This is a genomic window from Nocardiopsis endophytica, from assembly GCF_027706725.1.
GTDB classification, from domain to species: Bacteria; Actinomycetota; Actinomycetes; order Streptosporangiales; family Streptosporangiaceae; genus Nocardiopsis_A; species Nocardiopsis_A endophytica.
Genome location: NZ_JAQFWQ010000025.1, coordinates 1 through 16,532, shown reverse-complemented (window position 1 = coordinate 16,532; position 16,532 = coordinate 1). Strand labels below are relative to the sequence as shown.

The following is a 16,532-nucleotide window of genomic DNA, read 5'->3' as shown; positions in this document are numbered from 1 at the left end:
CTCCCCAGCGGCGTCCACAGGCCGCTTTGCCTTGCGGGGTCCGCGGTCGGGACAATCGCTTGGGCCGGTGCAGGCAGGACCGGCCGTCATCAGGGGGAGAGTACGTGAGCGTCGCCGAGCAGCCGTCGGAGCACAGCGGGTTCGACCGGACCCCGCCGCACGACATCCTGGCGGAGCAGAGCGTCCTGGGCGGCATGCTGCTGTCCAAGGACGCCATCACCGAGGTCGTCGAGATCGTGCGCTCCAGCGACTTCTACCGGCCCGCGCACCAGACGGTCTACGACGCGGTCGTGGACCTGTTCTCGCGCGGCGAGCCGGTGGACGCGATCAGCGTCAACGCCGAGCTGACCAAGCGCGGCGAGATCGCCCGCGTCGGCGGGGCGCCGTACCTGCACACGCTGACCGAGGCCATCCCCACCGCGGCCAACGCCGGGTACTACGCCCGCATCGTGGCCGACCGGGCGGTGCTGCGCCGCCTGGTGGAGGTGGGCACGCACATCGCCCAGATGGGCTACACCGGCGACGGCGAGGTCGACGACATCGTGGACCAGGCCCAGGCCGAGGTCTTCCGCGTCGCCGAGAAGCGCACGGGGGAGGACTACCTCCCGCTGAGCGACATCATGCCGGGCGCCCTGGACGAGATCGAGGCGATCTCCGCCCACGACGGCTCCATGACCGGAGTCCCGACCGGCTTCACCGACTTCGACCAGCTCACCAACGGCCTGCACGCCGGACAAATGGTGATCATCGCCGCAAGGCCGGCAGTGGGCAAGGCCCTCGCCCTGGACACGCCGCTTCCCACGCCGGACGGGTGGACCACCATGGGGGAGGTGCGGGTCGGCGACGCGCTCGTCGCGCCGGACGGCACCCCTACCCGGGTCGTGGCGGCGACCGAGGTGATGGAGGGGCGCCCCTGCTATGAGGTGGTGTTCGACGACGGCACGACGGTCGTCGCCGACGCCGAGCACCAGTGGCGCACGGACACACGGGCATCGAGGCGGACCCCGGGGGGCGTTCCCGAGGTCCGGACGACCCGGCAGATCGCGGAGACGCTGCGCTGTGCCACCGCCGACGCCAGGCTGAACCATTCGGTGGCCAACACGGAGCCGTTGGCGCTGGAGGAACGGGACCTGCCGGTTCCCCCCTACACGTTGGGCGCCTGGCTCGGCGACGGCGCCTCGAAGGCGGCGCGCGTCTCGACCGTCGATGCCGAACTCCTCATGGAGATCGAGGCCGATGGATTCGTGGTCAAGCCGGTCGGCAACCAGACGCTCACCTACTCCGTCCGCCTCCCCGGAGAGGACGGCACGGCCCAGCCGCGCCGATGCGTCGTGTGCGGTGCGGACTTCGTACCGAAGCTTCCCCACGTGAGAACGTGCGGCCAGTCGTGCGGAGGCAAGGCCCGGTTCATCTCCGATCCGGTGCCGCACACCACCTGCGTCGACTGTGGGAAGAAGTGCTTCGCCCAGTCGCGCTGCCGCGAGTGCATCGACGACCATGGAAGCCTCCAGGCGCTTCTGAGGACCATCGGCGTCCTCGGGAACAAGCACATCCCCTCCGAGTACCTGAGGGCGTCCGAGGGGCAGCGCCGTGCTCTGCTCGCGGGTCTCCTGGACACGGACGGGACGGTCGCGCACAGCGGGTGCGTCCAGTTCTCCGTCGTCGACCGGCGTCTGGCCGAAGACGTCCGGGAACTCGTCCACAGCCTGGGGTACCGGACCGGGATGTCGGTGAAGCGGGTCGAGGGCCGGACCGAGGAGACCTCCCTCTGCTACACGCTCACCTTCAGCACCCCGGATCCGGTCTTCCGCCTGAGCCGCAAGCAGCAGGCGCACGCCGAGCGGGGCGCAGGACGGGCCTACGCGCGCTGCGGACGCAGGTTCATCACCGAGGTCCGTCCGATCGAGAGCGTCCCGGTCAGGTGCGTGCAGGTCGATCATCCCGACCACATGTACCTGGCGACCCGCTCGATGGTCCCCACGCACAATTCCACGCTCGCCCTTGATTTCGCCCGTGCGGCGTCCATCAAGCACCAGTTGACCTCGGTCTTCTTCAGTCTGGAGATGGGGCGCAACGAGATCGTCATGCGGCTGCTCTCCGCAGAGGCGCGGGTGCCGCTGCACACCATGCGGTCCGGGCTGATGACCGACGACGACTGGCAGCGCCTGGCACGGAGAATGGGCGAGGTCGCCGGGGCGCCGCTCTTCATCGACGACTCCCCGAACATGTCGATGATGGAGATCCGGGCCAAGTGCCGCCGCCTGAAGCAGCAGCACGACCTCAAGCTCGTCATCGTCGACTACCTGCAGCTCATGAGCTCCTCGGGCCGCGTCGAGAGCCGTCAACAGGAGGTCTCGGAGTTCTCCCGTTCACTGAAGCTCCTCGCCAAGGAGCTGGAGGTCCCGGTCATCGCACTCTCCCAGCTCAACCGGGGTCCTGAACAGAGAACGGACAAAAAGCCCCAGGTCAGCGACCTGCGTGAGTCCGGGTGCCTGACAGCGGATACTCGCATCCTCCGGGCCGACACGGGGGCCGAGACCACCATGGGGGAGCTGTACGCGTCGGGGGAGAGGGACATACCCGTGTGGGCGCTGGATGAGCGCCTCCGGCTGATTCCGCGGACGATGACGCACGTGTTCTCCAGCGGGGTCAAGGAGACCTTCCGTCTTCGCCTGCGGTCGGGGCGCGAGGTCACGGCCTCGGCGAACCACCCTTTCCTCGCCTATGAGGGGTGGCGGCAGCTCTCGACCCTGACCGTCGGGGACAGGATCGCCGTTCCCCGGCACACGCCCGCCCCGGAGTCCGCGGAGCGCTGGCCAGAGGCCGAAGTGGTCATGCTCGGCCACCTGATCGGGGACGGGTCGTTCGTCAAGCGTCAGCCCATCCGGTACGCGAGCGCCGACGAGGCCAATCTCAAGGCCGTGGAGCGGGCGGCGGACCACTTCGGGATCGCTCCCGTTCGCGACGACCACGAGGAGGCCGGAGCGACCAGCCTCCGGCTGCGTTCGCCCCATCGCCTCAGCCGCGGAAGGCGGAATCCGATCGCCGAGTGGCTCGACGGGCTCGGCCTCTTCGGTCTGCGCAGCCACGAGAAGTTCGTCCCGAGGCCCGTCTTCGGCCTCGCCAATGACCAGGCGGCGCTGTTCCTGCACCACCTCTGGGCCACCGACGGCTGCGTCTTCTGGGACGCCAAGGCGGGCCAGGCGAGGATCTATTACGCCTCGACCAGTCGGCGGCTCGTCGACGATGTGGCGGCTCTGCTCCTCCGGTTCAACGTCATGACGCGGTTGAAGAAGGTGAAGAAGGGCGACTACCGCCCTGGCTACCAGCTGCACGTCGTCGGCGGCGAGAACCAGGTGCGCTTCCTGAAGAAGATCGGGGTCTACGGCGAGCGGGGCCTCATGGCCGAGGTGTGCCGTGAGGAGCTCGTGGACCGCACCCCCAATACCAACCTCGACACGATTCCGGTCCAGGTCTGGGACCGGGTGCGCACCACCCTCGAGGAGAAGGGGATGACCCAGCGCGAGTTCGCGTCGGCCGTGGGGACGCAGTACTGCGGAAGCACCATGTGGAAGCACGCGCCGAGCAGGGAGCGCATGGGGCAGGTCGCCCAGGTGCTCGACGATGCGGAGCTGGACCTTGTCGCCACCAACGACGTCTTCTGGGACGAGGTCGCCGAGATCGAACCGCTGGGGCCCCAAGAGGTCTACGATGCGACGGTGCTGGGCGCCCACAATTTCGTGGCAAATGGGATAAACGTGCACAACTCGATCGAGCAGGATGCCGACATGGTGCTCCTGCTCTACCGGGAGGATGTTCACGACAAAGAGTCCCCTCGGGCGGGGGAGGCCGACATCATCGTGGCCAAGCACCGCAACGGGCCCACCGCCGAGGTCACCGTCGCCTTCCAGGGGCACTACAGCCGCTTCGTCGACATGGCGCCCGGATAGGCGGTCCTCACGCCGCCTCCGGCCGGGTCCATTCGGGGACCCACACGCCGCTCTCGGGGCGTCCGGGGTAGGCGGACGCGAGGTGGTCGCGCAGGGCGGCCAGGGCGGGATGCGGGTTGTCGCTCCGCCACACCAGTGAGTGCGGATAGACCGGCACCGGGTCCGTGATGGGGATGCGGCGCAGGCTGTGCCCCGCGGGCCAGACCAGCGGGGTCCGCTCGCCGATGAAGGTGACCAGCGTCGTGGACTCGGCGATGGTGTCGAACAGGTGGTCGATCCCGAAGTTCGGGCCGCCCGTATCGATGACGGCCCCGAAGTCCGCGGCGAACGCGTCGTAGTAGGCGGCCCACTCGGTGCCGGGCATGTTGCCCGGCATCCAGACCCGCTGCCCCGCGAGTCGGGCCGGGGTGATCGCGGCGGCGTCCGCGAACACGTGGTCCGGTCCGGTGAACAGGTGGAGCGGCTCGTCGAAGACGGGGGCGGCCTCCACGCCGTGCGGCAGCCGGCTGCCCGGCATGGTCACGGCGCGGAACGTCGCGTCGATCGTGCCCGCCTCGACGGCGGCGATGGCGGCGTCGAAATCGAACAGCGTCACGACGTCCAGCGCGATGTCGGGACGGGCCGCGTTGAAGCCGCGCAGTAGTCCCGCCATGCAGGCCCGTCGGCCGATGACGTCGACGCGCAGGGCGCGGCCGCCCGGCCGTACCGAGTCGACGGCCCGCTCGGCGGCCTGGAGGAGCGCCCGGGCGTGAGGCAGGAACGCCTGCCCGTCGATGGTGGTCCGCGCGCCGCGCGCGTCCCGGGTGAAGAGGCGGACGCCGAGCTCCGACTCCAGCGCCGCGACGCGTTTGGAGACCGCCTGCGGGGTGATCGACAGGTCGGCGGCGGCCTCTTGGAACTGTCCCGCCTCGACGACGGCGACGAAGGTGCGTACCGCGGCGACGTCCATGCCGGTCATCCTAGGCGGACAACCAATGGTTGCCCGTGGCCGTCGTGCCCGTTGTTTGATCCCGGGTCATGGCGCTCGTTTTGATGGCTCCGATCAACGCGCGGTTGATCACCCGCCGGGCACCGCCCGACGGGTCCGGCCCGAGTCCCTGGGGAACCCTCATGTCCGATCGCGACCGCCTGTACATCCGCACGCCCGAGTTCGCACGCGTGGCCGAGCGGATCGAGCACGTGAACACGCTCACCGCGCGGCTCAACGCCCTGCCCTACGAGGACAAGGCCGCGCGCGCCGCTCTGCTGAAGGAGATCACGGGCAGGGCCGTGCCCGAGTCGGTCACCGTCTACCCGCCCTTCTACAGCCACTACGGGCTCGGCATCGACTTCGGTGAGAACGTCTTCGTCAACCAGGGCTGCACGTTCATGGACTACTCGGGCGCGGGCACGATCCGCCTCGGTGACGGAGTCATGATCGGGCCGAAGACCAACCTCATCGCCACCGACCACCCGTCGGACCCCGTTCAGCGGAGCGAGTTCCTCACGATGGCGCCCATCACGATCGAGGCCAGGGCGTGGCTGGGCGCGGCGGTCACGGTCCTGCCCGGTGTCACCATCGGACGCGGTGCCGTGGTCGGCGCCGGGACCGTCGTCACCAAGGACGTGCCGCCCGGCGCGGTGGTGACCGGTCCGGCCGCGGTCGAGCGCAAGCGGTGGAGCGCCTGACCGGCGCGCGGGGGCCGGCGCGTCACTCCGATGTGTCGGGCAGCCGGGTGACCACCGTGCTGTGCCGGCTCTGGAAGATGACCGAGGTCCGGAACCCCGCGATCTCCTTGCGCTTGCTGAGCTTGTCCAGCAGGAAGCCGTGCAGGGCGTCCAGGTCCTGCACGGCCACGTGCAGGACGAAGTCGTCGCCGCCCGCGAGCACGAACACCGACAGCACCTCGGGGAAGGCCGCCACGGTCTCCTTGAACTGCACGATGACGGCCCGGCTGAGCGGGCGCACCTGGACCGACACCAGTGCCTCGGCGCCGCGGTTCAGCGCCTGGCGGTCGATGTCGGCGTGGTAGCCGCGGATCACGCCGCGCCGGGTGAGCGAGCGGACCCGTTCCAGGCAGGTGGACGGTGCGACGCCGAGGCGGCGGGCCAGTTCCCGGTTGGAGATCCGCGCGTCCGCCTGGAGGAGGGCGGTGATCTCCGAATCAAGTTCGTCCATGTGCCGGAGTCTGGCACGGGATCCGGCCGAATGTTCGATGGGCCGGGGTTCATGGCGGACACGCGTCTAGTGTCTGCGGGGAGTTCTCGACCGGAGTGGTGACGGGAGGAGCGACCGGATGGCGATGGCGCTGCGGAACAAGCTCGTCGTGGTGGTGGACGCCGACATGGACCGGGGCGGCGCGGCGAATGCGGCGGCCGTGGCCGCGCTGGCGCTGGGGCGCCGGCTGGACGGTCCGCTGGGCGCCGACGGGAAGGACGCCTCGGGCGGGGTGCACGCGGGGATCGACCCGCATCCGATCCCCACGCTCGCGGCCGACCCGGAGCGGATCCGCGCCCTGTACGAGGCGGGGCGTGAGCGGGACGGCGTGACCGCGGTCGGCTTCACCGACACGGCGCGCCGGGCCCGGGACTACGGTTCCTACCTGGAGGACCTGGCGCGGACCGGGTCCGAGGAGCTGGTGTACCGGGCGCTGGCGCTGTTCGGCCCGAAGGCCCGGGTGAACGCGCTCACCAAGCGGCTGCCGCTGCTGAAGTGAGCGCTCCGCGCACGGACGAGGGGGACGACGCGGTGCGTCGTCCCCCTCGATCGTCTTCGCCGCGCGCTCTTCGCGCGGTGGTCCGGCCCCGGTCAGATCCAGCGGGCCTCCGGCCGCATGCGGCCGTTCGCGTCTTCCACCAGCACCCAGGACATCGCCGGGCGGCGGTCGGTCTCCTCCGAGGCGCGGGGCGCGGGAGGAGCGGGGTCGGCGCGGCGCAGCGCACCGGGTGCGCGGCGCACCACGGTGGGGCGCGTACGGCGCCGGGTCGGAGCGGGGCGGCCGGACTGAGCTGCCATGCCCTGCCTGCGAACCATGGCGGCACCCCCTTCGTCTATCGCAAGAGGCCTTACGTTAACCCCTCGTTCACCTAAGAGTCAACTCAACGTTCCCCAAACCCGGGACCCGCGGGGGGTGTGGGCGACGTATTCGCAGGTCGGCCCGGGTGGTGGGGTCAAGGTGAACAGAAGGTGAACAAAAGGGGGACGACGGGGAGCGCGGGTGAACAGCGGCCGCCCGCGGGGGCGCCGGACCGGCACCCGCAGGCACGAAAAAGGCGCCCGCCATGCGGCGGACGCCCCTGGGTACCCCGGTCCCGTGGCGGCGACTACCCCTTGTCGGGGAAGATCAGGCCGACCACCTCAAGGTAGAGCTGCTCCGGGTAGGGAACGAAGTTGATCCGGCTGAGGGCCTGGTCCTGACCGGCCGACTCCATCACGAACGTGCCGTACCCCAGGAAGCGGCCCACGAGGGACCGCTCGAAGCGCATGTCGGTGACCTTGCCGAGCGGCATCATGTTCACCTGGCGGGTGATCAGACCCTGGGTGAGCAGCAGCCTCGCGGAGGTGATCACGAAGTAGTCCACCGACCACTCCGCGACCTTCCAGACGAACCACACCAGCACCAGCAGCCACACCCACCAGATGACGGCCAGCGCGGTCGGCGTGGCGGCCAGTGCCGTGTTGCTGAGGATGCCGGCCATGATGAGGGCGCCCAGGACCAGTGCCACGGGCGTCATCAGCACGGCGGGGTGCCGCCGGATGGTGACGACGTCCTGTTCGTGGGGCAGCAGGTATCGGTTGACGGATGCGGGAGCCCGGTTCGTCGAGGCTACGAGCTTCATTGCCGCACGTTCCCTCAGGTCATGCGCTGAGCGCGTTGACGAAGCGCGAGAGCGACTCGGCCGCGGACATCAGCCCGCCCAGGCCCGTCTGGATCACTCCGGCCGCGCTTTCAGGTTGAGTGAGCAGGTAGAAAGCGACGAAGGCGATGAGGGCATACCCCAGCCATTTTTTCAACTTGGCCATGACCGACTCCCCAACAAAGCACGCTGACCCACCAACCCAAGGTGATTGTTACACCGACAATCGACCCCGTAAAGCCAGATGCCCGTCTTCGGCGTGGCGTGACGCGCGATATCCGTGTGGTGCTGGTCACGTTCCGTGCGGGCGGTGGCGCGGGGGAAGGGGTCTAGGCGCGCTCCGCGAAGGCCAGGGCGAGCACCTGGAGGTGCTGGCGGGCGATGCGCTCGACCAGGTCGGGGGCGGCCCGGCCGGTGACGTCGAGGGCGCCCTGGCGTGCGGCGCCCACGCATCTGTCGACCGTGGAGCGCTCGTGCACGCCGGAGAATTCGGCGCCGAGACGGTCGGCGACGGGGGCCAGTTCGCGGTCTGCGGTGTCGGTCTGCTCGGGCATCTCACTCCTCGAGGGGCAGGGTGAGCTACGGCGCTCCGTGCTCGGGTCGTGTCGGTCGGTGAGCGCCTCCGGGTAAGGCGGGGCCCGGTGGTACGGCGCGCGACGGGGTGGGTCCGGGGTTTCGGTCGGGTCGGGGCGGTGGTCGGGTGCGGGTACCGATCAGGATCACTCTAGGGGGTCACGTCTCCATCTCGGAATCAATTCGACTGGTCAAAGTCGTGTCGTCCACGCGTGTTCGGCGCGGGGCACGGCGCGGCGGAGGGGTTCGTCGCACTGACCCCTTCTTCCCCCTTTTCGGTCATTCATTCCGGTCGGGACCGACATATACAAAAAAGCGTCCGTTCCGTGTCGGAACGGACGCTCGGGACGCTCGGCGGGGACCGCTCCCCCGGAGGGAGCGGGACGGATCAGACGCAGCCGTACAGCCGGTCCCCGGCGTCGCCCAGGCCGGGGATGATGAAGCCGTTCCCGTCCAGGCGGTCGTCGACCGCGGCGGTGACCACACGCAGCACCGCGCCGTGGTCCTCGCCCAGCGTCTCGCCGAGGCGGGCCTCCACCGCCGACAGCCCCTCGGGTGCGGCCAGCAGGCAGATCGCGGTGACGTGGTCGGCGCCCCGGTCGACCAGCAGCTTGAGCGCCGCGGCCAGGGTGCCGCCGGTGGCCAGCATCGGGTCCAGCACGTAGCACTGGCGGCCGGACAGGTCCTGGGGCAGGCGGTCGGCGTAGGTGGCCGGCTGCAGCGTCTCCTCGTCGCGGGCCATGCCCAGGAAGCCGACCTCGGCGGTGGGCAGCAGGCGGGTCATGCCGTCGAGCATGCCCAGCCCGGCCCGCAGGATCGGCACCACCAGCGGGGTGGGGCGGCTGAGCTGCACGCCCTCCGCCGGGCGCAGGGGGGTGTCCACGGTGACCCGGCTGACCCGCACGTCCCGGGTGGCCTCGTAGGTGAGCAGGGTGACCAGCTCGTCGGTGAGGCGCCGGAAGGTGGGCGAATCGGTGCGCACGTCGCGCAGGGTGGTGAGCTTGTGCGCGACCAAGGGGTGGTCGACGACCAGGGTCTCCATTGAACACTCCGGGTGAGCTGCTGAAACGTGCGTGATCCGGCGAACGAGTCTATCCGCGCACGGCACCGCTTCCTCCCGGTGATCACGATCTCTCACATCCGGTTCCTCCGGGTGCCGGATGTCCGATCTAATGGGGGATGCGGGCGCTCCCCGCCGCTCGCCGGGGCGGCGTCCGGGGCTACGATGGCGCGGCCGGGGGGCTTCTGCGATCCTGGCCCGATCACGACCGGCCTGATGGGGTGGCGATGACGGAACTCGACGAGAGCGACGGTCTTCCCGGGGAGGGCGACTTCGCGGCAGTCGCCTACCGCGAAGACGACCTCTGGGATGTCTACCTTCTTCCCGAGGCCCTGACCCGCGACTTCAAGGGGCTGCTGCACGCCCTGCGCCAGCAGCCCAGCATCAGCGGGGCGATCGGGCTGGTGTCGGTCGGCGACGACTTCTTCATCATCGCGCGCGTGTACGGCCACGACAACGTGAGCGTGTTCCTGTCGGACGTGACGGCCTCGGTCGACTGGGACGTCGCCCGCGAGGTGCTGGACTTCCTGGACATCGACGTGCCCGACGACGAGGACCTGGACCAGGTGCTGCCGGCGGGGGACCTGTCCATCCTGGCCGACCTGGGGCTGGAGGAGATGGAGCTGGGCGCCCTGGCGGGCGACCTGGACCTGTACCCCGACGAGGTGCTGGCCAGCGTCTCCGAGCGGCTCGGATTCCAGCAGGCGTTCCAGCGTGCCCTGGACACCATGGGGTAAGGAGCCCCACGACGGCCGCCGGGGAGGGCCCGGCGGGGGCCACAGCGAGCAGCCCGGGAGCACCAGGTGTCGGTCTTCTCAGCGGTCTTTTTCCGCGCGTCCGGGGAGTGGGGTGCGGCGGAGGTCGGCCTCGCGGACGCCGAAGGGGTGGACGACCTCGCCGACGCCATGCGGGACGCGGCGTCGGAGCACGCGCCCGGCGCCGAGGACGGGACCATGGTGCTGCTGCTGGAGGCCGACGACGAGTGGTTCGGAATCGTGCGCCTGGACGACCGCGAGGACCCGCGGGTGTTCCTGTCGGACGCGCGCTTCGTGCACGAGAACGAGACGGCGGCGCTGCTGCTGGACAGCGGCCAGATCGAGGCGCCCGAGCAGGTCGAGGGGACCGGGCAGAAGCCGCTTCCGGACCCGGGCGGCGACGCCTCCCTGCTGGACGACCTGGGCACACCCGCCGGGGATCTGGCGGCGCTCGCCCTGGCCGAGGGGGCGCTCCCGGCGGACGTCCTGGCGGAGGTCGCCGAGCGCGCCGGGTTCGCCGACCGGCTGGACGCACTGAGGACGCCCTGAGGAGACGCCCCTGGGGAGGCCTGCCGGGGGAGCGCCGCGGCGGCACCGGGAGAACGCGGACGGGCTGCGCGGAGGAGGCACCGGGGCCGAAGCACTGGGACGCTGGGGACACTGAGGACGCATTGAGGTCGCACTGAGGGATGGGGCGGTGACCGGAGACGGGGCCGCGGGCGTGCCCGGGTACGGGGTCGGCCCGCTCATGGACCGCGCCGTTCTGGACGCGGCACTGATGCGCGCGCTCGACGAGGGGCGGCGCGCGGCCGGCCTGGGGGACGTGCCGGTGGGCGCGGTCGTCCTGGACGAGGGGGGCCGGGTCCTGTCGGTGGGCCGCAACGAGCGCGAGGCGGTCGGGGACCCCACGGCGCACGCCGAGGTGGTGGCGCTGCGTGCGGCGGCGCGCGAGCGCGGCGAGTGGCGGCTGAGCGGCTGCACGCTGGTGGTGACGCTGGAGCCGTGCACGATGTGCGCGGGCGCGGCCGTGCTGTCCCGGGTGGACCGGGTGGTCTACGGTGCGCGCGATCCCAAGGCCGGGGCGGCCGGCTCGATGTGGGACGCCCTGCGCGACCGGCGGCTCAACCACCGCCCGGAGGTCGTCCCGCCGGACCTGGTGGGCCCCGAGGCGGCCGAGGCCTGTGCCCGCCTCCTTTCCGATTTCTTCTCGGGGCGACGTTTCAGGTAGAGTCACCCTCGGTGGAGTCGCCTAGTGGCCGAGGGCGCTCGCCTCGAAAGCGAGTGAAGGGCAACCTTCCGTGGGTTCAAATCCCACCTCCACCGCAACCGGCCCGGGTTCACGCAGGTGAGCCCGGGCCTTTTCGTGTCCGGGCGGGTGACGGCGCCGTGCATGCCCGTGCTGGCGGTCGCCGGCGCGTGCCCGAGGCTCGCCCGGGCGGGGCGCGACGGCGCCGATATTCGAGTGATGTAGGTCATACTCTACGGCCCCCCTTCTCGCCTGACGCAGCGCGGGGGTGACGGTGCGTCATGCGTTCCTGAGAAGTCTGGGAACGGCCGTGGACCCTGAGTGGCCGGGGGATTCCGGACGTGTGACGGGTGTTCGCGCATGCGCGGGGTCGTGATTTCGCTCCTCTGGGTGACGGCTTTTCGGAACGTTCGTCTCACCGGTTGCGGTTGTAACGAAACGGCGGCCTTGGCATGATCCGACGCGCTTTCCGAACCAACGCCCCGCACCCGTCCCCGCAACGACGGGACGTTGAGAGAGAAGACGATCAGATGATCGAACACGCAGCGCTCGGCTGGTGGACCCCCGCTCTGGCCTACGGCGTCTCCGTCCTCGGCTCGTTCATCGGGCTGATGTTCGCCACCCGGGCCCGCTCCGCCGACGGTGCCTCCCGATGGGGCTGGCTCGTCCTGGGCGCCGTCTCCCTCGGCGGTGCCGCCGTGTGGTCCATGCACTTCATCGCGATGATGGGGTTCCGCGTCAACGGGATGGTCATCCGCTACGACCCCTGGCTGACCGTGGTCAGCGCCGCCGTCGCGATCGCCATCATGGCCGCGGCCCTGGCCGTGGTCACGCTGTGGCGCGGCCTCCCCGCCCTGCTCGCCGGCGGCGCGGCCGCCGGTGCGGGCGTCGTGGCCATGCACTACATGGGCATGGCGTCGATGCGGATGGAGGGCGAGATGCACCACTCCACCGGCTTCGTGGCCGCCGCGTGCGTCATCGCGGTGGTGGCCGCCACGGTCGCCTTGTGGTTCGCCCGGAACCTGACCAGCAGCGGCTCCATCGTGGCGGCGGCCTTCGTGATGGGGGTGGCGGTGGCGGCCATGCACTACACCGGGATGATGGGGGTCAGCGTCGAGGGCGCGACCGGTTCCATGTCGGACGTCCCCGAGGGGATGTCCGCCCTGGACTTCCTCACCCCGATGATTCTGGGCCCCGGCCTGTTCCTGGCGCTCAGCGCGCTCCTGCTGCTGGCGCTGCCGGAGGAGGAGCGCGGGCGGGCCCGGCCGGGCTCCCGGTACGGGTCGGCCCCGGCGGCGCGCGATACTGGGGTGTGGTCCTGACCTGCACCACGCCGAGGGGGCACCGTGAGCGGCGACGCCCGTGAGAACCTGACCTATGAGCTGTTCGGCACCGCCGTGCGCGAACTGGCCCGCACCGTCGCCGACGACGGCTTCGAGCCCGACATCATCCTGTCGATCGCCCGCGGAGGCCTGTTCGTGGCCGGAGGGCTCGGCTACGCCCTGGACGTGAAGAACCTGCACGTGATGAACGTGGAGTTCTACACCGGGGTGGGCGAGACCCTGGACATGCCGGTCATGCTCCCGCCGGTGCCCAACGCCGTCGACCTGGGCCGCAAGAAGGTGCTGGTGGCCGACGACGTCGCCGACACCGGCAAGACGCTCAAGCTGGTGCACGACTTCTGCGCCGAGCACGTGGCCGAGGTGCGCAGCGCGGTGATCTACGAGAAGCCGCAGTCGCTGGTCAAGTGCGAGTACGTGTGGAAGCGCACGGACGCCTGGATCAACTTCCCGTGGTCGGTCGAGCCCCCGGTGGTGCGCCGCCAGGGCCAGATCCTCGACGCCTGAGGAGGTCGCTCGGCCCCGTCGGCGCCCTTTGGGCGCGCCGACGGGGCCGCGGTCGTCCGAAGGAACCCGGGGATGACGCCGAACAGGCGATCAGGGACGAAACCCGGGACGAGAACTGAGACGGGAACTGAGACGGGACACGACGAAGGCCCCGACCGCGCACCCGGTCGGGGCCTTCGTTCTGCCTCGTAGAGGCTGGCGGAGGATACGAGATTCGAACTCGTGAGGGGTTGCCCCCAACACGCTTTCCAAGCGTGCGCCCTAGGCCTCTAGGCGAATCCTCCGAGAACAACTCTACATGCCGTAGGGGAGTGCTTCGAACGCATTCCCGTGGCGCTCCGGTGCCCCTGAGGCGCGGCGGAGAGCCGCTCCGGGGCGGTTCGGCGACATGTCGACGGGACGACACGGGGACAAGGCGTCCAAGCCGCTCATCGGCATGCCGACCGGTCTCCCTGCGGGCGGGGGAGGGGTGGGCATCGCCGAGGGCGAACGGGGCCGCCGCCGCGTGCCCGTGCGGTCCGGTCCCGGCGTCCTATACAGTGGAGGGCAGACCCCTCGTGCGGCGTCATCTTATGAACCTCCCCAGGGCCGGAAGGCAGCAAGGATAAGTAAGCTCTGGCGGGTGCGCGAGGGGTCCTTTGTATTCCCCTCCCCCTCACCGGCCCGCTTCACCGGCCGGCCGTCCCCGGCGTCCCCGGCCCGGTTCGGCGAACGCGGCGCGTCCCGTCGGCGGGAGGCGGTTGAATGGGGGGCGTGGATGCGACCGAGGGAGCCGTGAACACGCCGTGAGCATCGCGCTGTACCGCAAGTACCGGCCCGCGACGTTCGGGGAAGTGCGCGGGCAGGAGCACGTGACCGACCCGCTGCGCCAAGCGCTGCGCAACGGCCGGATCAATCACGCCTACCTGTTCAGCGGTCCCCGCGGCTGCGGCAAGACCTCCAGTGCGCGCATCCTGGCGCGCTCGCTCAACTGCGACCAGGGGCCCACCCCCGATCCGTGCGGGGAGTGCGAGGCCTGCGTCGCCCTGGCGCCCGACGGGCCCGGAAGCATCGACGTCATCGAGATCGACGCGGCCTCGCACGGCGGCGTGGACGACGCGCGCGACCTGCGCGAGCGGGCGTTCTTCGCGCCCGTCAACTCGCGCTACAAGGTCTACATCATCGACGAGGCGCACATGGTGACCCGTGAAGGGTTCAACGCGCTGCTCAAACTCGTCGAGGAGCCGCCGCCGCACCTGAAGTTCGTCTTCGCGACCACCGAGCCGGACAAGGTCATCGGCACCATCCGCTCGCGCACCCACCACTACCCCTTCCGGCTGATCCCGCCGAGCACGCTGCGCGAGCTGATGGAGGAGATCCTGACCGAGGAGGGGGTGCCCTTCGACCCGGCGGCGCTGCCGCTGGTGGTGCGCGCCGGAGCGGGGTCGGCCCGCGACTCGCTGTCCATCCTCGACCAGCTCCTCGCCGGGTCCGGGGAGGACGGCATCACCCGCGACGGGGCGGTGGCGCTGCTCGGCTACACCGACTCCTCGCTGCTGGCCGAGATGGTCGACGCGCTGGGCGACCGGGACGGCGCGGCGGCGTTCTCCCTGATCGACCGGGTCGCCGAGGGCGGCCACGACCCCCGCCGGTTCACCGCCGACCTGCTGGAGCGGGTGCGGGACCTGGTGGTGCTCGCGGCCGTGCCCGACGCCCTGGACAAGGGGCTGATCAACGTCTCCCCGGACGCGGTGGAGAAGATGCGCGAGCAGGCCTCGCGGCTGGGGCCGGCCGAGCTGACGCGCGCGGCCGAGGTGCTGAACCAGGGGTTGACCGAGATGCGCGGGGCGACCTCGCCCCGGCTGCAGCTGGAGCTGACGTGCGCACGCGTGCTCCTGCCCGGTGCGGCGTCGCCGGGGGATGCGGGCGCCCTGGCGGCACGGCTGGAGCAGCTGGAGCGCAGGGTGTCGTCGACGCCGGTGAACCCTGCGCCCGCGCCGCAGCCGCAGGCGCAGGCGCCACAGGCTCCGCCCGCGGTGCCCCCGGCGGCGCCGACACCGACGGCGGCGCCCGCACCCGAACCGGCTCCCGCTCCGGCTCCCGCCCCCGAGCCCTCGCCCCCCGAGCCCTCGTCCCCCGAGCCCTCGTCGGCACCGGCGCAGACGCCGCGGGCGGCCGCTGCGGACGACGACTGGCCCGAGGCCGTCCGCCCGGGAGAGGGCGCCCGCGAGGAGCCCGCGACGCAGGCGGCGCCCGCCGCCCCGGCCCCGCAGCCCGCCCCGGCCGCCGCACCGTCGGCGCAGGCGGCCCCGGGCGGGAGCGGCCCCGTCGACGTGGGCACGCTCCAGGCGTCCTGGGGGCGGATCATGGAGGCCGTCAAGGGGCTGCGCCGCTTCACCTGGATGGTGCTGAGCGGCAGCGACGTCCGCCCGGTCGGCGTCGAGGGGAACATGGTCCAGCTCGGGTTCACCCGGCCGAACGAGGCCAAGGGCTTCTCCAACAGCGGCAGCGACGCCGTCGTGTCCAAGGCGATCAAGCAGGTGCTGGGCGCGGAGGTGCGGGTGGTCGCGGTGACCGGCAACGCCCCTCAAGGGGCGGCCGCGCCGGCGCCCCCGGGGCCCACTCCCCAGAGCCCCGTCGGCGGGCCCAACGGGTCCGGCGCGCCCGGAGGCCCCGGGGGAGGGGGAGACTGGGGCGGCTCAGGGGGCCAGAACCCGGGTCCGGGAAACGGCCCGAACAACAGTCAGGCCAACGGCCAGGCCAATGGGCAGGCGAACGGCCAGGGCGCCGGCCCGGGCAACGATCACGGCGGGGGAGCGGCACCGGGGCCGAGTCCGGCGGCGCAACAGGCCCGCAGGATCGCCACCGGCTTGGAGGAGCCGCCGCCGGACCCCTATGAGGACGCGGCCGCGGCACCGCCCCCGGACATGGCGGGCGCCACGAGCCGTGCCCCCGCGGCCCCCGAGCCACAGGAACCGGACGAGCCCGACCCCGAGAACGACCTGGACGACGACGGCGGCCCGCCACCGTCGGCCCTGTCCCTCATCGAGTCCGAACTCGGCGGCAAGGTGATCGACGAGATCGACCACAACGCGGGCTGACCGGCGCCGAGCCGACAGAGAGCGGCGACGACGAAGGTCAGCGGCCCGCGGCGCAGCGCTGTCGGGCGCGGCGCGTGCGGGTGGTCTCCGTTGATGGCGGCGACGGCGACAGCCGGGCGGTTCCCTGATCCTGCCTGCCGTCCGGCGGGTTCCTCGCGGTCCGGGCGAGCGGCTGCGCTGGTAC

General features: G+C 71.3%; 16 protein-coding genes, 2 tRNA genes and 1 other RNA gene. 11 read left to right on the top strand and 8 right to left on the bottom strand.

Annotated elements, in window-relative coordinates; translation table 11 throughout:
- Window positions 1-104 precede the first annotated feature (104 nt).
- On the top strand, window positions 105-3,950 hold the full coding sequence (locus O4J56_RS11060; RefSeq protein ID WP_270685635.1) for a replicative DNA helicase: 3,846 nt from the start codon (window positions 105-107) through the stop codon (window positions 3,948-3,950).
- A gap of 7 nt (window positions 3,951-3,957) precedes the next feature.
- Here O4J56_RS11060 and O4J56_RS11055 read toward each other — a convergent pair whose 3' ends face one another.
- Window positions 3,958-4,899, bottom strand: coding sequence for a LysR family transcriptional regulator (locus O4J56_RS11055; RefSeq protein WP_333563795.1), 942 nt, complete (start codon window positions 4,897-4,899; stop codon window positions 3,958-3,960).
- Window positions 4,900-5,060: 161 nt separating this feature from the next.
- Here O4J56_RS11055 and O4J56_RS11050 point away from each other — a divergent pair, with 161 nt between their 5' ends.
- Window positions 5,061-5,618 carry a sugar O-acetyltransferase gene (locus O4J56_RS11050; protein ID WP_270685633.1) on the top strand — a complete coding sequence of 186 codons (558 nt, stop codon included), beginning with the start codon at window positions 5,061-5,063 and terminating at the stop codon, window positions 5,616-5,618.
- Window positions 5,619-5,640: 22 nt separating this feature from the next.
- Here O4J56_RS11050 and O4J56_RS11045 read toward each other — a convergent pair whose 3' ends face one another.
- Window positions 5,641-6,108 carry an Lrp/AsnC family transcriptional regulator gene (locus O4J56_RS11045; RefSeq protein ID WP_270685632.1) on the bottom strand — a complete coding sequence of 156 codons (468 nt, stop codon included), beginning with the start codon at window positions 6,106-6,108 and terminating at the stop codon, window positions 5,641-5,643.
- A gap of 118 nt (window positions 6,109-6,226) precedes the next feature.
- Between O4J56_RS11045 and O4J56_RS11040 the strand changes: the two genes are divergently transcribed.
- Entirely contained in the window at window positions 6,227-6,646 is a 420-nt protein-coding gene (locus O4J56_RS11040; RefSeq protein ID WP_270685631.1) for a DUF2000 domain-containing protein, read from the top strand.
- A 92-nt stretch (window positions 6,647-6,738) separates the two neighbouring features.
- Here O4J56_RS11040 and O4J56_RS11035 read toward each other — a convergent pair whose 3' ends face one another.
- From O4J56_RS11035 to upp, 5 genes are all read right to left on the bottom strand, one after another.
- Window positions 6,739-6,945 (bottom strand): hypothetical protein, encoded by a 207-nt coding sequence (locus O4J56_RS11035; protein WP_270685630.1) that lies wholly within the window; start codon window positions 6,943-6,945, stop codon window positions 6,739-6,741.
- 308 nt (window positions 6,946-7,253) lie between these two features.
- Window positions 7,254-7,769 (bottom strand): PH domain-containing protein, encoded by a 516-nt coding sequence (locus O4J56_RS11030; RefSeq protein ID WP_270678792.1) that lies wholly within the window; start codon window positions 7,767-7,769, stop codon window positions 7,254-7,256.
- A gap of 19 nt (window positions 7,770-7,788) precedes the next feature.
- The gene (locus O4J56_RS11025; RefSeq protein ID WP_017539576.1) at window positions 7,789-7,953 is read right to left on the bottom strand and encodes a hypothetical protein; all 165 of its coding nucleotides are present in this window, start codon (window positions 7,951-7,953) and stop codon (window positions 7,789-7,791) included.
- 163 nt (window positions 7,954-8,116) lie between these two features.
- A complete protein-coding gene (locus tag O4J56_RS11020; RefSeq protein ID WP_270685629.1) occupies window positions 8,117-8,341 on the bottom strand; it encodes a three-helix bundle dimerization domain-containing protein in 225 nt (74 codons plus the stop codon).
- Between the two features lie 407 nt (window positions 8,342-8,748).
- Window positions 8,749-9,402 (bottom strand): uracil phosphoribosyltransferase, encoded by a 654-nt coding sequence (gene upp / locus O4J56_RS11015; protein WP_270685628.1) that lies wholly within the window; start codon window positions 9,400-9,402, stop codon window positions 8,749-8,751.
- 245 nt (window positions 9,403-9,647) lie between these two features.
- On the opposite strand from upp, the gene O4J56_RS11010 reads away from it, so the two are divergent.
- From O4J56_RS11010 to O4J56_RS10985, 6 genes are all read left to right on the top strand, one after another.
- Window positions 9,648-10,157 (top strand): tRNA adenosine deaminase-associated protein, encoded by a 510-nt coding sequence (locus O4J56_RS11010; protein WP_270685627.1) that lies wholly within the window; start codon window positions 9,648-9,650, stop codon window positions 10,155-10,157.
- A gap of 66 nt (window positions 10,158-10,223) precedes the next feature.
- Window positions 10,224-10,724, top strand: a complete 501-nt coding sequence (locus O4J56_RS11005; protein WP_270685626.1) for a tRNA adenosine deaminase-associated protein — start codon at window positions 10,224-10,226, stop codon at window positions 10,722-10,724.
- A gap of 199 nt (window positions 10,725-10,923) precedes the next feature.
- On the top strand, window positions 10,924-11,403 hold the full coding sequence (locus O4J56_RS11000) for a nucleoside deaminase (protein ID WP_270685676.1): 480 nt from the start codon (window positions 10,924-10,926) through the stop codon (window positions 11,401-11,403).
- Between the two features lie 10 nt (window positions 11,404-11,413).
- A tRNA-Ser gene (locus O4J56_RS10995) sits at window positions 11,414-11,498 on the top strand.
- Window positions 11,499-11,951: 453 nt separating this feature from the next.
- Window positions 11,952-12,743 carry an MHYT domain-containing protein gene (locus tag O4J56_RS10990; protein ID WP_270685625.1) on the top strand — a complete coding sequence of 264 codons (792 nt, stop codon included), beginning with the start codon at window positions 11,952-11,954 and terminating at the stop codon, window positions 12,741-12,743.
- 24 nt (window positions 12,744-12,767) lie between these two features.
- Entirely contained in the window at window positions 12,768-13,268 is a 501-nt protein-coding gene (locus tag O4J56_RS10985; protein WP_270685624.1) for a phosphoribosyltransferase, read from the top strand.
- 196 nt (window positions 13,269-13,464) lie between these two features.
- On the opposite strand, the gene O4J56_RS10980 is transcribed toward O4J56_RS10985, so the two are convergent.
- Window positions 13,465-13,552, bottom strand: a tRNA-Ser gene (locus tag O4J56_RS10980).
- A 262-nt stretch (window positions 13,553-13,814) separates the two neighbouring features.
- Between O4J56_RS10980 and ffs the strand changes: the two genes are divergently transcribed.
- Window positions 13,815-13,910, top strand: an RNA gene (gene ffs / locus O4J56_RS10975) — signal recognition particle sRNA small type.
- 143 nt (window positions 13,911-14,053) lie between these two features.
- The gene (locus O4J56_RS10970; RefSeq protein ID WP_270685623.1) at window positions 14,054-16,348 is read left to right on the top strand and encodes a DNA polymerase III subunit gamma and tau; all 2,295 of its coding nucleotides are present in this window, start codon (window positions 14,054-14,056) and stop codon (window positions 16,346-16,348) included.
- Window positions 16,349-16,532: the final 184 nt, after the last annotated feature.

What these genes read in the sequence shown, in the direction of transcription:
- O4J56_RS11055 (WP_333563795.1), bottom strand. Translation starts at nt 4,899, where the DNA reads ATGGACGTCGCCGCGGTACGCACCTTCGTCGCCGTCGTCGAGGCGGGA.
- O4J56_RS11050 (WP_270685633.1), top strand. Translation starts at nt 5,061, where the DNA reads ATGTCCGATCGCGACCGCCTGTACATCCGCACGCCCGAGTTCGCACGC.
- O4J56_RS11045 (WP_270685632.1), bottom strand. Translation starts at nt 6,108, where the DNA reads ATGGACGAACTTGATTCGGAGATCACCGCCCTCCTCCAGGCGGACGCG.
- O4J56_RS11040 (WP_270685631.1), top strand. Translation starts at nt 6,227, where the DNA reads ATGGCGATGGCGCTGCGGAACAAGCTCGTCGTGGTGGTGGACGCCGAC.
- O4J56_RS11035 (WP_270685630.1), bottom strand. Translation starts at nt 6,945, where the DNA reads ATGGCAGCTCAGTCCGGCCGCCCCGCTCCGACCCGGCGCCGTACGCGC.
- O4J56_RS11030 (WP_270678792.1), bottom strand. Translation starts at nt 7,769, where the DNA reads ATGAAGCTCGTAGCCTCGACGAACCGGGCTCCCGCATCCGTCAACCGA.
- O4J56_RS11025 (WP_017539576.1), bottom strand. Translation starts at nt 7,953, where the DNA reads ATGGCCAAGTTGAAAAAATGGCTGGGGTATGCCCTCATCGCCTTCGTC.
- O4J56_RS11020 (WP_270685629.1), bottom strand. Translation starts at nt 8,341, where the DNA reads ATGCCCGAGCAGACCGACACCGCAGACCGCGAACTGGCCCCCGTCGCC.
- upp (WP_270685628.1), bottom strand. Translation starts at nt 9,402, where the DNA reads ATGGAGACCCTGGTCGTCGACCACCCCTTGGTCGCGCACAAGCTCACC.
- O4J56_RS11010 (WP_270685627.1), top strand. Translation starts at nt 9,648, where the DNA reads ATGACGGAACTCGACGAGAGCGACGGTCTTCCCGGGGAGGGCGACTTC.
- O4J56_RS11000 (WP_270685676.1), top strand. Translation starts at nt 10,924, where the DNA reads ATGGACCGCGCCGTTCTGGACGCGGCACTGATGCGCGCGCTCGACGAG.
- O4J56_RS10990 (WP_270685625.1), top strand. Translation starts at nt 11,952, where the DNA reads ATGATCGAACACGCAGCGCTCGGCTGGTGGACCCCCGCTCTGGCCTAC.